The organism is candidate division WOR-3 bacterium, assembly GCA_013177935.1.
Lineage (GTDB): Bacteria > Hydrothermota > Tepidihabitantia > Tepidihabitantales > Tepidihabitantaceae > Tepidihabitans.
Window position 1 is genome coordinate 461,925 of record JABLXZ010000001.1, and the last position, 13,524, is coordinate 475,448.

A 13,524-nucleotide genomic window follows, 5' to 3' on the forward strand; every position below is an offset into this window, starting at 1 on the left:
ACGACTCCTTAAATCAGTTGACGGCAACCTGAAAAGTGCTATCTTGAACTGGTGGCATTAACAGAACATTACGAGCGTCATTTAACAAACTTTCTTAACTACTTAGAAAAAGAACGCCGCTTCTCGCCCCATACGGTCCGCTCGTACGAAGTGGACCTCCGCCAGTTTTTCGACTTCTGTACTGAACAACTTGGGGCAAAAGCAGTTCAACAAATAACCCGTTCTGACATTCGGGACTTCTTAGGCGCGGTTCTCCGCTACGGCTACACCGGTAAGAGTGCTGTCCGGAAACTGTCCAGCCTTAAATCATTCTTTCGCTATCTCGTCTCTAACGGAGATATTATTCAGAACCCTGCCCGTGGCATAAAAGGACCACCGGTCGAAAAGCAGCTTCCTCCCCTTATCACTCAGCTGCAAATCGCCCAGGTTCTGAACAGTATAGACGATTCGCCCCGGACCCTACGCACCGCTGCCATTCTTGAAACAATCTACGGCTCAGGTTTACGCGCTTCAGAACTCGTTGGGCTCAACCGTACCGACATTGACTTTGAACACAACACAATCCGGATTCGGGGTAAAGGTGGTAAAGAACGACTCCTGCCTCTGGGTAGTAAGGAAAAGGTGGCGTTGCAAAAGTACCTTTCGGTACGAGGCTATCCGGACGCAGAACCGCTATTCCTCAACAACCAGGGTAAAAGGCTCACCACCCGTTCAGTTCAAAACATCGTACGGCAGGCTTTAAGCCAGATTGCTGGCATCACCGCCACTAATCCTCATGCTCTCAGACATGCCTTCGCCACCCATCTTTTAGAACGCGGTGCCGACCTGCGTGCAGTTCAGGAACTCCTTGGTCACTCTTCGCTATCGTCAACGCAAGTTTACACCCATCTTACCATTGAGCGGTTACGCAAGATTTATGACAAAGCCCACCCGCGTTCCGGTGCTAAGAAGTAGATTGAAAATCATTATAAAATTTTTACCCGGCACCGGGGTAACATCCGGCCTTTCCAGGAAGTTTTTCCCAAAATTGTTAATAAAATCGAAGCAAACCCCAAACCGCTGGCAATAGTCATGGTCAGCGGATAAAATAAAATAATCTTACTGGGTAATTTTGTTTTCAACGCTACAATTGTCCAGATTATTACGGCAAGTAATACCGTGACAACTGCGGCGTAGAATTGACCATTAAAATCCGCCCTGCTCACTCCAATCCCAACTTCCAACAGTGGATGCCAGGTTATCAATAACATCCAGCACCAGACAAACAGCGCCGGTATCAAACGATAATCAAAAATCGCAAAAAAGTTCTTGCTAAAACCCTTCAATTCTGAAATCAACCCTTCGTACATTCGAGTTGAAACGCAGTCGCTGGCATCTATCATTCGCCATCTCATTCCTGCTTTTTTGATTCGACGTGCCAGTGCTATATCTTCGGCCGCTTCCGTTCTCACCTCTTTGTGTCCGCCAATCAACTGGTAGGAAAGTTTCCGAAACAACATAAACTTCCCGTTCGCAGCCACTAATGCCTGAGAAGTTCGCCATCGATAAGCTATCCCCAGAGGCAAGATTGATATTATCGACCAGAAAAGAAACGGCACCGTTGTCTTCTCGCCCAGCGTTGGAACATAATTACGGATTAGCGCGGTTATCAAATCCGCCCCGGTCTGCGCCATCGCATATACAGTCTGGGTTACTGTATCAGCCCGAAAAACCGTATCTGCATCGGTAAATAGTAGTAACTCTCCGGTTGCAGCATCTGCCAGTTGCTGACATGCCCAGGTTTTACCGGTCCAACCATCGGGTAACGGTTTACCATTAAGGACCCTTAACCTCGGGTCAGCAAACTCAGCAAGGACCCGACCGGTTCCGTCTTCGGAGTGGTCATCTAAAACCAAAACCTCAAAATCACTGTAATCTTGCGCCAACAATGAAGCTATGCATCGACCAATCGTCTCTGACTCGTTGCGGGCCGGTATCAGGATTGATACCCGGGGATGCCACGAAACTGGTTGATAACTAACCAGCCGACGCAATAGTCGTATATTACTCAACGTTATTATTAACTGCACGCTAACAAATATCAATAACCGATAACTGTCCACAAAAAGATTGATAAACCTTATCACCAGCGAATGACCATTTGATGTTTAAACATAACTATCAGAACATTAGCCAGCGCCGAGCCGATTAACACCGGGTCGTGAAATCGACAACTTATATATAGTACCATCGCCAGCAAGCTAATTAAAACACATAACCTGTCATCCCGAAGCCGTAATATAAATCTGGTCAAGATAAGTAACCCACCCAGGATAAATGGTACTTCCCATAATGTCACCCCACTCCAGACCCCAAAAGTAACCGCAATTGCCTTACCACCTTTGAACCGCAACCAGGGAGAAAACGCATGTCCCAGCACCGGTGCAATTATCGTTAAACCCAAAAGCACCCCGGTCAATTTTAAGCCCCAATGACCTATCGCTACGGGCACTGCTCCTTTAAGAAAATCAAGTAGCAACGCCAGCCCTCCGATTACTGGACCAGCAACTTTAATGGCATTCACCGCTCCAGGATTACCATCACCCACACTCCTCAAATCTCGCCCCCTAAACCGTGCCAGCCATAATGAAAACATAAGTGAACCAGAACCGAATGAAATGAGCGGTAACAGCAGGCGAATAACCCTCAACTAACCCTCCGAATTTTCGGGTTGGCGCAAATTAAGTTGATAATCGTCGTAACTGTCGTAGATTTCGATACGCCGGTGCATAATTTCAACTAAAAAATTGAGACGCAAATCCATCTTCAGCCTGAACTCCTTTGGCAACCAATATCCCTGAACCAGTCCGTAATCAATCACCATTTTGGCATCAGTAACAACAAATGGCAGGCGCGCCGGGACAAACTCTAACCGAACCACATCTCCTGAATTGAGCCTTACATAACCTATGCCCCTGATGTGATAATCATCGGCACGCCGGGGAATAAATTTTACCAATGCGACACTTTCCCCTTGCCAAACTTTGGTACCGAGTACCTCATAACGATAACCGCCTCTTGTCTCAAGAAAAAAGGGCATCCTGGTCTGACGCGCTATCAGCCCCTTTTTCACTAAATTCTGACAGACCTGGGTTTTTTCTCGCCCGGAAACCACACGCCCATCAACACTTACTTGCAGAAAATCATACTCCTGCTCCTCGTAACGCTCCATCTTTACCCGACGCCGGCATTCTATCCTTTGCCGTTTACCACTGCGAAAATCATACTCCTGATAAGTAAAGTCTGCATAGTACACCACACCCGCCAGTTCGCTTGCAATCTGACGCTGTCGAAGGAATATTCGATTGATGACCTCTTCTTTATTAAGAGCCCAGAATAAAATTAGCAGCCCAATAAGTATCATAAGGCATTATCTTTTTATCCTACCATCTGTCAAGGAGTTAAAACTTGCTTGGTATCTTAATAAGGGTAAAATTGTTTCGTATGGATAGTGGAAAACCACGGGTGGTTTTCTCCGCCTGTTTGGGATTTGAGCACTGCCGGTATAACGGAGAAATCATCCATGATGATTTTTGTAACCGCCTAAAACATTATGTTGAACCGATTCCGGTCTGTCCGGAGAAAGCAATTGGCCTCGGTGTACCGCGCGAACCTATCAGAATAGTCTATCAGAACAATAGCCCCCGACTTATTCAACCCGCTACTGGTAAGGACTTGACTGAATCGATGCAACGGTTCGCTATTGAATTTCTCGGTCAACTGGATAGTGTGGATGGGTTTATTCTTAAATCACGTTCGCCCTCGTGCGGCACCCGTGATGTTAAATCCTACAACGAAGACGGCAATCTCAGACCATCGATTCACCGTCGGGGCATCTTTGGTGGCGCAACAATCGAGCGGTTTCCTGATAAACCGGTCGAGGACGAGGGCCGACTGAAAAATTTCCTTATCCGGGAAAGCTTGCTGACCCGACTTTTCTCCCTTTATCGGTTCCGATTATTGCGTTTAGCCCCGTCAATGGGTAACCTTGTGGAATTCCACACCACTCACAAACTTCTCTTGATGGCTTATGACCAGAATTCGCTTCATCGTTTAGGGCGCATCGTCGCGAACCCGGACCGGCGACCGCTTCATGAACTGCTCAATCAATACGAACAACTTTTATCCCACGCCCTTGCGCGACCACCCAAGTACACTAATGCGATCAATGTCCTGCTCCACACGCTCGGTTATTTTTCTCGTAATCTCAGTACCGGCGAAAAGGGGTTTTTCCTCGACACCCTGGAAAGTTACCGTAGCGGCCGCCTGCCATTGAGTACACCGGTCAGCATAATTCGCTCCTGGATTGTCCGGTTTGATCAACAGTACCTCGCCCGACAGTGGTTTTTCTTCCCCTATCCCGAAGACCTGCGCGACATCAGCGATTCGGGCAAAGGCCGCGACCGATGACCATTCGCATCGGTTATCCCTGTATAAACCTGTCACTTAACTGCCGTAGCACAAAAACATTCCGTCTCCGCTCTTATTCTGAGGAAAGATTCAAAACCACCGTAACAAGTAATCTCGCCTGTCTGGAAGAAACAGTTAAATGGAACATCGAAAACGGCGTCAAATTCTTCCGCATCAGTTCGGACCTCATTCCTTTCGCCTCTCATCCTATCTGCACATTCCCCTGGCAAAAGTTTTTTCGTCCTTACTTCCGTCGTCTGGGTTATTATATCCGCGAGCATCGCATCCGGGTCTCAATGCATCCCGACCAATTCGTTCTCCTCAACGCCCTTGATAAAAGAATTGTCCGCAATTCCATAAGAGAATTAGTATATCATGCTCAAGTCCTTGACCTGATGCAACTCCCGCCGGATGCTAAAATTCAGATTCATATCGGCGGTGTTTATGGTAATAAAGAGCAAAGTATCCAACGATTCGCTCAACAGTTTCAGAAACTTCCGGCAAATGTCCGGCGGCGATTAGTTGTAGAAAATGATGACCGCTTGTATACCGTGAGCGATTGTCTGAAACTTCATCGTATTATTAAAATCCCGGTGGTATTTGACTCTTTTCACCACGAGGTCAATCCCGACGGTACCGATATCAAAACTGCCTTATTGCGTTGCATGCGAACCTGGCGCCGCCGCGACGGCGTTCCGATCGTTGACTACTCTTCCCAGGAACCAAAAGCACGTCTTGGCTCTCACACCCATCACATTAACCAGAACCATTTTCGCTCTTTCATCGAACAACTTCCCGAGCATGACTTCGACTTGATGCTGGAGATAAAAGACAAAGAAAAAAGCGCCCTCGTGGCTTTGAAACTGTTAAAAAATTTGGCGTATCGGTAGTACACTGGTATAGTTTGATTGAAATATTTGACAACAGGCAAACCAGGCGTAAAATTTCCCCCAATCTTATGGGTAAATTTCGTGGCGGAATTCATCCCCGCGAGCATAAGGAAGCAACCGAATACAAACCGATTGAAGTTGCTCCTTTGCCCCAGCGGGTATCCATTCCTCTATCTCAACACACGGGTGCACCTTCGAAACCGGTTGTCAAAATAGGCGATACGGTCCGCACCGGAACGGTCATCGGCGAACCAAACGGTACGATTTCTGTCCCCACCCATTCATCAATCTCCGGCACCGTCTCGGAGATAAAAGAACTTCCCCATCCACTTACCGGTAGATTCACCACAACGGTCACCATCGACTCCGACCGTCAGGACACCCTCGATGAAAATATCAGGGAGCGTGATGTCAGCAATATCACCCCTGATGAGATAATTTCCGCAATTCGTAACGCCGGGATCGTCGGATTGGGGGGCGCAGCATTTCCGACTTTTTTTAAACTGTCTCCGCCCAAAGATAAACCCGTTGACACTCTAATCATCAACGGTTGTGAATGTGAACCATATTTGACCGCTGACCACCGTTTAATGGTAGAAAGACCGGCAGAGATTATTGAAGGGACCACCTTTATCGCCCGGGCATTGGGCGTAAAAAATGTCATTATCGCCATTGAAGACAACAAGCCTGATGCTATTGCCGCGATGAAAGAAGCCGCAAGCAAAACCAATTTTACCGTACAGAGTCTTAAAACTAAATACCCCCAGGGTGCCGAAAAACAGTTAATAAAAGCCTGTTTGGGGCGCGAAGTTCCTTCCGGTGGTCTACCGGCTGATGTCGGCTGTATTGTGCAGAATGTAGGTACTGCAGTAGCAGTACATGAGGCGGTACGGTTCAATCGACCTCTTTATGAGAGAGTCGTAACTGTAACCGGCCCCGGGGTCGCGGCGCCCAAAAATCTTCTTGTTCGAATCGGAACCCCCGTTAAAGAGTTGATAAATTTTTGCGGCGGTTACCAGGGAAAACCGGAAAAACTCATTATGGGTGGCCCGATGATGGGTATTACATTAGCATCGGATGATGTTCCGGTGTTGAAAGGAACATCCGGTATCCTTGTTTTCAACACCGCCGATTTGGCTGAAGAACAGGACTGTATCCGCTGTGGTCGTTGTATTGAAGCCTGCCCGATGGGCTTATCACCCACTCGTTTAAACTACCACATCAAAGCCGGAAGACTCGCTCAGGCAAAAAACGAACACCTTCTCGATTGTATTGAATGTGGTTGTTGTGCCTTTGTTTGCCCGGCAAAGATTCGGCTCGTCCATAACTTTAAATACGGCAAAGCAGAACTCGCACGCACGAAAGGGAGATAAAAATGGACAACGACAGAGCGACCCAACTTGTCGTCACATCATCGCCCCATATCCGCTCTAATGTGACCGTAGCGAAGTTGATGTGGGCGGTTATTATCGCTTTGCTGCCAGCACTGGGCGGTTCAATATACTTCTTCGGTGTTAAAGCGCTACTGTTGATTGTCATCTCGACCGCCGCGGCAATCTTATTTGATGCCCTGGGCCAATTGATGTTCAGACGCAAAATTACCATTGACGATGGAAGTGCCGCAATAACAGGTTTACTTCTTGCCTTTAATTTACCACCCAATGCCCCCTGGTGGTTACCGATTGTCGGTGCCGCTTTCGCCACCATTGTTGTAAAACAGTTTTTCGGAGGACTGGGCCACAACTTTATCAACCCAGCCCTCGCCGCACGGGCATTCCTCGTCGCCTCCTGGCCCACACAGATGACCACTACCTGGCTTGCCCCGCATACCGGCAATGTATCAGGGCTTTCGCCCCAGGCGCTCACACTATGTACCGACGCAATAACCTCTGCGACACCGCTCAATGTCTTAAAACAGGGCCCCAAACTTCTTTTGCCCGGATGCGACCCCCAACTACTCTATCAACACCTTCAGTCCTGGGATACAATTAAAAATCTTTTCTTTGGCAACACCGGGGGGTGTTTAGGAGAAACATCAGCCCTGTTATTGCTTATCGGTGGAATATTCCTGATTGCGACCAGAGTCATTGACTGGCGGATACCACTCTCTTATCTCCTAACCGTTGCCGCACTAGTCCTAATTTTGCCCGGACACAAAACTGCGGTTTTAAACTACACCTTATTCCATCTCCTCGCGGGTGGACTTATACTCGGTGCCTTTTATATGGCAACTGACTATGTGACATCGCCGTTGACTCATAAAGGTCGGGTAATCTTTGGAATTGGTTGCGGAATTCTGACCGTTGTTATTCGTCTCTGGGGTGGCTACCCAGAAGGGGTGTGTTATTCAATCCTTTTGATGAATGTTGCCACACCGTTAATTGACCGACTCACTTTACCCCGCGTATTTGGCACAAGGAGAAAGAAATGAAAGAAAGTAAACTCTGGATGGTTCTTTCTCTATTTATAACCTGCTGTATTGCGGCTTTTGCCCTTTCCCAGGTTTATGCAATAACTAAACCAAAAATCGATTACCAGCGACAAGTAGCAGGGTTGCGTACCGCACTCGGTGCAGTAATGCCTGAAGCGGACCGCTTTGAACCGGCAAATTCCGACTCAACAGTCTGGTTCGCCTATGCCGGTGAACAGCGCATCGGCACCGTAATCCGAGCCGCAAAACAGGGTTATGCCGGGCCGGTGCCGGTCACCGCGGGAATCGACCTTGAAGGCAAAATTGTTGCCATCCGGGTCGCCAGCTCTGCCGAAGGACTAAAGGAAACACCTGGCCTGGGACTTAAGGCAACCGAAGAAAAGTTTCGCGACCAATTCAAAGGCAAGACCTCATCCGAATTACGACTGAAAAAAGACGGTGGTACCATTGAAGCGATAACCGGTGCAACAATTACATCCCGGGCAGTAACGGACGCGATTCGGGAAGCGATGGAAAAATATCAGGATATTATCAAAAGCAATGAGTAGCAAGAAAGAATCCCGCCTTACTTACCTAACATCAGGAATTATTAAGGAAAATCCTACACTTATCCTGATGATTGGACTTTGCCCTACGCTTGCCACAACCGTCTCCGCCCGTGATGGTTTGGGAATGGGACTCGCCGCCTCATTCGTTCTCATTGGTTCAAATATTGTTGTTGCTGCGGTACGAAAACTGGTACCCGATTCAGTGCGCATCCCGATTTTTATTATCATCATCTCAACCTTCGTTACAATTGTTGATTATCTTATGCAGGCTTATCAACCAGGTTTGTACCGGGTGCTGGGTGTATTCGTCCCTTTAATTGTTGTAAACTGCATCATACTTGGCCGGGCTGAGGCATTCGCTTACAAGCACGGCGTCTTTGACTCATTTTTAGACGGACTGGGAAAATCTATTGGTTTTACGCTGGTTCTGTTTATAATGGGCACGATTCGTGAAATCGTTGGCAATGGGACCTTCTTCGGTCAACCGGTAACACCGACCTGGTACCGCACCGCCCCGATGCTATTTGCCATTTTCCCGCCCGGTGCCTTCTTTCTAATCGGTTTACTCAAAGCGCTTGTCAACAAAACAAGACTCGGGGGAAATAAATGACTCAAATGAACCCCGCCAAAATCTTCCTTGCCGCCTTTTTGGTCAACAACATCATACTGATGCGATTCATTGGCCTCTGTCCCTTCTTTGGCGTATCCACATCGCTCAATACCTCTGCCGGAATGAGCGCTGCGGTCCTGTTCGTAATGCTCCTTGCCGCCTGGGTTTCCTGGATTTTGTATCACGCCCTGCTAATCCCTCTTGGACTCGTATTTCTCCGCACCGCAGTGTTTATTCTTGTGATTGCCGCCCTGGTTCAGTTTGTTGAAATGTTCCTAAAACGGTATGTCCGTAACCTTTACTCAGCAATGGGTATCTATCTACCTTTAATCACCACCAACTGTGCTATCTTAGGTGTAACATTTCTTAATATCGATTACAAATTCAACATCCTTCAGGCAACAATTTTTGCTCTGGGCACCGCTTGCGGCTTCGCACTCGCCATTATCCTGTTTGCCGCAATTCGCGAACGTCTTGAAGATGCGCCCATCTCGCCGGCATTTAAAGGTTATCCCATCGCCTTTATTGGTGCCGCACTGGTATCGTTGGCGTTTATGGGCTTTACCGCCCTTTTCGGGATTTCATAAATGGACTGGCTTCTCATCTTCAAATCTTTATTAGCACTTGGCGGTCTTGGACTGATTCTCGGGGTCATTCTCTTAATCGCCTCGCTTAAACTTACCGTCAAAGTTGACGAACGGGAAGCACAAATTCGTTCCATTCTCCCCGGTGCCAACTGCGGCGCCTGTGGCTACCCGGGCTGTGATGGTTATGCCGCAGCAGTTGTTGCCGGTAAAGCACCATTAAATGCCTGTTCGGTTGGTGGACCTACTGTCGCCTCAAAAATTGGTCAAATTATGGGACAGGATGTAACAGCCACCGAACCGCAGATTGCGGTGTTAATCTGCCGTGGAGGAAAAGATGAAGCCCCACACCGATTTGAATACCGGGGTGCTGAGGACTGCCGGCAGGCAGCACTGCTACTTGGTGGACCCAAAGCCTGCATCTACGGTTGCGTCGGCTTGGGTCACTGTGTTAAAGTTTGCCCAGTCAACGCAATTACCATGGGAGAAAACAAACTCCCGATTATTGATGAAAAAACCTGTATCGGCTGCGGAAAATGCGTCAAAGAATGTCCCAAGGGAACATTGCGATTAATCCCGCGTTCGAAACTGGTCTACCTTGCCTGCGTCTCCCACGACCGGGGCAAAGCGGTTAAAGATGTTTGCAAGGTTGGCTGTATCGCCTGTAGTTTATGTGTCAAAGTTTGCCCGGTTGGCGCCCTAAAAATGGAGAACAACCTGCCGGTTATGGATTTTAGCAAATGCATCGACTGCGGCATCTGCGTCCACAAATGTCCAACCAAATCATTTGTTGACCGGGCGCCCGGTCGACCCAAAGCCTCAATCAACCCACGCTGCAATGGCTGTGGTGAATGCGTCAAAGTGTGCCAGTTCAAAGCGATTGAAGGTGAACCCGGAAAACAGCACCGGGTTATTTCCGAAAAATGTGTTGGTTGCGGTCAGTGTGTCCTTGTCTGTCCGGTTAAAGCGATTGACCTGGTTGGCGCCCTCGGGCATGCAATGAAAACCGTCTGACTCTTGCCTCTCTCATAATTCAAATTTACTATTCTCATTGCCATCTCCTTGACTGTTTTATTTTTACCGCTACTATCCAGTAGTGTCCAACCGATTTGCCCTAATCCTTCGCAACAAAAATTTTCTTTTTTTAACCTTCGCCGGAGCCATGTCGCAGTTAGGCGACCGCCTTTCCCATATGCTACTAATCACGCTCATCGGCCTCACAACACCAGGAAAACTGCTCGCTTATTCGGGTGGCTCCCTCACATTCGTCTTACCGACCTTAATTCTCTCGCCCATTGCCGGGGTCCTGGTTGACCACTGGGACAAACGCAAAACCATTAGCCGAACCCACTTCCTCCAGACCGCACTACTGCTCTTAACCCCGTTTGCCATAAGACTTACCCACAGTTTTACCCCCTTCTGGATTGCATTAACCTTATTCTTTGGCCTTGACATCTTCAACAACACCGCCAATCCCGCGCTCTTGCCCAATCTGGTCTCGTCTGATAAACTACTCCTTGCCAATTCGGTAAACCTTGCTTTTGCCCGCATCGCCACCGTTCTCGGAATGGTGATTGGTGGATTTCTGATTAAATGGGTGGGCTGGACCAACGGAATATTTATCGATGCCTCCTGTCATCTCATTGCCGGAATTTTAATCCTAAACATCATCAGCCCACCACATGCGGAAACGCCATCCTATCGTTCCACTACAACCAAACCCGGTATCCTTGTACTCACACTTAATGCCCTGAAACAGTTCATTAGCGACCTGGTTGAACTCATCCGCCTGGTTTTGCACAATCGCATTGTCGCCTTTGTCCTCGCCTCCATCGTCATCTCTACTTTTATTTCTGCAGTCTCTTACACAATCCTCATCTACATTGTGCAACAGGTTTTGCATATGGGAACAAGCGGGGTTGGCATCTTCGCCGGAATATTGGCAGTTGGGATGATTGCCGGAGCCGCGGCGATGGGTCTCCTACCCCAAAATATAAATCGACCTTTAATTATCGTCCTGATTACATTCTTATATGGCTTGCTTTTTTTTATCGGCAACTGGCTTATCACGGTCTGGTTTATGATTATCGTTGCACTCATTGCTGGCATCGCATTTTCCTGGTTAGGGATTGTTCAGAGTACAATGTTACAGGAAGAAGTTGAACCAGCGATTCGAGGCCGGGTGTTCTCCACTCGCGAATTTGTCGCCAATTGCACTTTTCTTATCACCACACTTACTATTGGCATTCTCGGTGATTTCACATCTTACCGCACCGCTATTCTCGTAATCGGCATCGCCTTAATTGTTCTGGGAGGCGCTGGCTTCCTCTGGGTCCGGCACGGCCTGCGCCCAGGCCGCAGATTAAACCCGGACAATTAGGTTGTCAATTAATCTTGCTTTACCGAAATAGACAGCCACGGCTATAAGCACTTCACCTTTTATTACTTGCACTGGTTTTAAACAATTTGTATCAACAATTTCCACATAATCAATTCTGCCCAACGAGGCGGTCTTGATTAATCGTCGCATTGCCTGTTTGACTTTCCGGACATCCCGTTCCCCATCTTTTATCATCCGTTCCGCATGATGCAATGCCTGGTAAAGTACCACCGCCTGCTGCCGCTCTTCAGGCGTTAAATAGCTGTTTCGGGAACTCAATGCTAAACCGTCAGGCTCACGCACCGTCGGGGCAACGACAATCTCAATATCGAAATTTAAATCCCGCACCATTCTTTTTATAACATAAGCCTGCTGGGCATCTTTCTGACCAAACACCGCAAGGTGAGGCTTAACGATATTGAAAAGTTTGGCAACGACTGTTGTCACACCGCGAAAGTGACCAGGCCGCGACCGACCGCAGAGATACTGAGTCAAACCCTCCACATCAACATATGTAGAGTAGTTGTCCGGGTACATTTCTCGAACATCCGGATAAAAAATTACATCAACGCCCATTTCTTGGAGCATTTTCCGGTCCCGGGCAAAGTCCCGCGGGTATCGCCGGTAATCCTCCTTGGGACCGAACTGCATCGGATTGACAAAAATGGAGACAACGACCCAATCACACCGTTGTTGCGCCACACGCACCAGTTCCAGATGCCCCTGATGCAAAGCTCCCATCGTCGGTACAAACCCTAAACGGCCCTTTGCCCGCAGTTGCTCTGCCAGCCGTTGCATTCCTTTTACCGTTCTAACGATTTTCATCGGTGTAGAATGTGTGCTCCGGACCGGGAAACTTTCCCTGGCGCACTTCTTCAATATACGCCTGAACCGCCTGTTTTGTCAGCCGGGCGAGTTCGGCATAACGCTTTACGAACTTAAACGGCTCAGCCTCAAACATTCCCAGCATATCCTGCAATACCAGTATCTGTCCATCACAATCCGGACCAGCGCCAATCCCGATTACCGGAATCTTTAACGCCTTTGTTACTTTTGCCGCTGCCTCAGCCGGAACCTTCTCAAGAATAAGGGCAAAACATCCTGCGGCTTCCAGCGCTTGAGCGTCGGCAAGCAATTTTTCTTGCTCCTCAGCACGCCGGGCTTGAAGCCGGTAGCCACCCAGTTTATGAACCGATTGGGGTGTAAGACCAAGATGCCCCATCACCGGAATTCCGTAATCACCCAGCCGCCGCACCGTTTCCAGAACCGGGCCTGAACCTTCAAGTTTTACCGCCTCAGCTCCGGCTTTGAGCAACCGCCCGGCATTCTCAATTGCCTGTTCCACCGACACCTGGTAGGATAAAAAAGGCATATCACTTACAACCAGGGCTCGTTTTACGCCACTTACAACAGCTCGAGTGTGATAGACCATTTCATCCATACCAATCCCGAGGGTTGTCTTCATCCCGTAAACCACATTTGCCACCGAATCCCCGACCAGAATTATATCTACCCCCGCATCATCCAGAATTCGGGCAAATGGATAATCGTAAGCGGTCAAACAGACTATCTTCTCCCCCCGGGCCTTTTTTCTAATCACCCGCAGGGTGGTAATTTTATCAATCGGCGTCG

The 13,524-nt window shown here is 48.4% G+C and carries 15 protein-coding genes; 10 read left to right on the forward strand and 5 right to left on the reverse strand.

Features of this window, described 5'->3' with window-relative positions; genetic code table 11:
* The first annotated feature begins 51 nt into the window (after positions 1-51).
* A complete protein-coding gene (locus HPY86_02195) occupies positions 52-954 on the forward strand; it encodes a tyrosine recombinase XerC (GenBank protein NPV13727.1) in 903 nt (300 codons plus the stop codon).
* Positions 955-965: 11 nt separating this feature from the next.
* Here the strand turns inward: HPY86_02195 and HPY86_02200 are convergent, their stop codons facing one another.
* From HPY86_02200 to HPY86_02210, 3 genes are all read right to left on the reverse strand, one after another.
* On the reverse strand, positions 966-2,051 hold the full coding sequence (locus HPY86_02200; protein NPV13728.1) for a glycosyltransferase: 1,086 nt from the start codon (positions 2,049-2,051) through the stop codon (positions 966-968).
* A 71-nt stretch (positions 2,052-2,122) separates the two neighbouring features.
* Positions 2,123-2,689, reverse strand: a complete 567-nt coding sequence (locus tag HPY86_02205; protein NPV13729.1) for a hypothetical protein — start codon at positions 2,687-2,689, stop codon at positions 2,123-2,125.
* Positions 2,690-3,403: a hypothetical protein gene (locus HPY86_02210; GenBank protein ID NPV13730.1), complete on the reverse strand. Its 714-nt coding sequence runs from the start codon at positions 3,401-3,403 to the stop codon at positions 2,690-2,692.
* A gap of 80 nt (positions 3,404-3,483) precedes the next feature.
* On the opposite strand from HPY86_02210, the gene HPY86_02215 reads away from it, so the two are divergent.
* From HPY86_02215 to HPY86_02255, 9 genes are all read left to right on the forward strand, one after another.
* On the forward strand, positions 3,484-4,449 hold the full coding sequence (locus HPY86_02215; protein NPV13731.1) for a DUF1722 domain-containing protein: 966 nt from the start codon (positions 3,484-3,486) through the stop codon (positions 4,447-4,449).
* A 2-nt stretch (positions 4,450-4,451) separates the two neighbouring features.
* Positions 4,452-5,339, forward strand: coding sequence for a UV DNA damage repair endonuclease UvsE (uvsE, locus tag HPY86_02220; protein ID NPV13732.1), 888 nt, complete (start codon positions 4,452-4,454; stop codon positions 5,337-5,339).
* Positions 5,340-5,407: 68 nt separating this feature from the next.
* Entirely contained in the window at positions 5,408-6,712 is a 1,305-nt protein-coding gene (gene rsxC, locus HPY86_02225) for an electron transport complex subunit RsxC (GenBank protein ID NPV13733.1), read from the forward strand.
* Between the two features lie 2 nt (positions 6,713-6,714).
* On the forward strand, positions 6,715-7,770 hold the full coding sequence (locus HPY86_02230) for an RnfABCDGE type electron transport complex subunit D (GenBank protein NPV13734.1): 1,056 nt from the start codon (positions 6,715-6,717) through the stop codon (positions 7,768-7,770).
* On the forward strand, positions 7,767-8,318 hold the full coding sequence (locus HPY86_02235; protein ID NPV13735.1) for an RnfABCDGE type electron transport complex subunit G: 552 nt from the start codon (positions 7,767-7,769) through the stop codon (positions 8,316-8,318). Before HPY86_02230 ends, HPY86_02235 begins: the two co-directional genes overlap by 4 nt.
* Positions 8,311-8,928 carry an electron transport complex subunit E gene (locus HPY86_02240; GenBank protein ID NPV13736.1) on the forward strand — a complete coding sequence of 206 codons (618 nt, stop codon included), beginning with the start codon at positions 8,311-8,313 and terminating at the stop codon, positions 8,926-8,928. The genes HPY86_02235 and HPY86_02240 overlap by 8 nt, the downstream gene beginning before the upstream one ends.
* A 5-nt stretch (positions 8,929-8,933) precedes the next feature.
* Positions 8,934-9,515 (forward strand): RnfABCDGE type electron transport complex subunit A, encoded by a 582-nt coding sequence (locus HPY86_02245; GenBank protein NPV13737.1) that lies wholly within the window; start codon positions 8,934-8,936, stop codon positions 9,513-9,515.
* Positions 9,516-10,526: a Fe-S cluster domain-containing protein gene (locus tag HPY86_02250; protein ID NPV13738.1), complete on the forward strand. Its 1,011-nt coding sequence runs from the start codon at positions 9,516-9,518 to the stop codon at positions 10,524-10,526. It abuts the gene before it with no gap.
* Positions 10,527-10,674: 148 nt separating this feature from the next.
* Positions 10,675-11,892 carry an MFS transporter gene (locus HPY86_02255; protein ID NPV13739.1) on the forward strand — a complete coding sequence of 406 codons (1,218 nt, stop codon included), beginning with the start codon at positions 10,675-10,677 and terminating at the stop codon, positions 11,890-11,892.
* Here the strand turns inward: HPY86_02255 and HPY86_02260 are convergent.
* Positions 11,875-12,717: a pantoate--beta-alanine ligase gene (locus tag HPY86_02260; protein ID NPV13740.1), complete on the reverse strand. Its 843-nt coding sequence runs from the start codon at positions 12,715-12,717 to the stop codon at positions 11,875-11,877. The genes HPY86_02255 and HPY86_02260 overlap by 18 nt on opposite strands.
* A complete protein-coding gene (gene panB, locus HPY86_02265) occupies positions 12,704-13,516 on the reverse strand; it encodes a 3-methyl-2-oxobutanoate hydroxymethyltransferase (protein NPV13741.1) in 813 nt (270 codons plus the stop codon). The genes HPY86_02260 and panB overlap by 14 nt, the downstream gene beginning before the upstream one ends.
* Positions 13,517-13,524 lie beyond the last annotated feature (8 nt).

What these genes read in the sequence shown, in the direction of transcription:
- HPY86_02255 (NPV13739.1), top strand. Translation starts at nt 10,675, where the DNA reads ATGTCGCAGTTAGGCGACCGCCTTTCCCATATGCTACTAATCACGCTC.
- HPY86_02230 (NPV13734.1), top strand. Translation starts at nt 6,715, where the DNA reads ATGGACAACGACAGAGCGACCCAACTTGTCGTCACATCATCGCCCCAT.
- HPY86_02235 (NPV13735.1), top strand. Translation starts at nt 7,767, where the DNA reads ATGAAAGAAAGTAAACTCTGGATGGTTCTTTCTCTATTTATAACCTGC.
- HPY86_02215 (NPV13731.1), top strand. Translation starts at nt 3,484, where the DNA reads ATGGATAGTGGAAAACCACGGGTGGTTTTCTCCGCCTGTTTGGGATTT.
- HPY86_02250 (NPV13738.1), top strand. Translation starts at nt 9,516, where the DNA reads ATGGACTGGCTTCTCATCTTCAAATCTTTATTAGCACTTGGCGGTCTT.
- HPY86_02240 (NPV13736.1), top strand. Translation starts at nt 8,311, where the DNA reads ATGAGTAGCAAGAAAGAATCCCGCCTTACTTACCTAACATCAGGAATT.
- rsxC (NPV13733.1), top strand. Translation starts at nt 5,408, where the DNA reads ATGGGTAAATTTCGTGGCGGAATTCATCCCCGCGAGCATAAGGAAGCA.
- HPY86_02210 (NPV13730.1), bottom strand. Translation starts at nt 3,403, where the DNA reads ATGATACTTATTGGGCTGCTAATTTTATTCTGGGCTCTTAATAAAGAA.
- HPY86_02245 (NPV13737.1), top strand. Translation starts at nt 8,934, where the DNA reads ATGAACCCCGCCAAAATCTTCCTTGCCGCCTTTTTGGTCAACAACATC.
- HPY86_02260 (NPV13740.1), bottom strand. Translation starts at nt 12,717, where the DNA reads ATGAAAATCGTTAGAACGGTAAAAGGAATGCAACGGCTGGCAGAGCAA.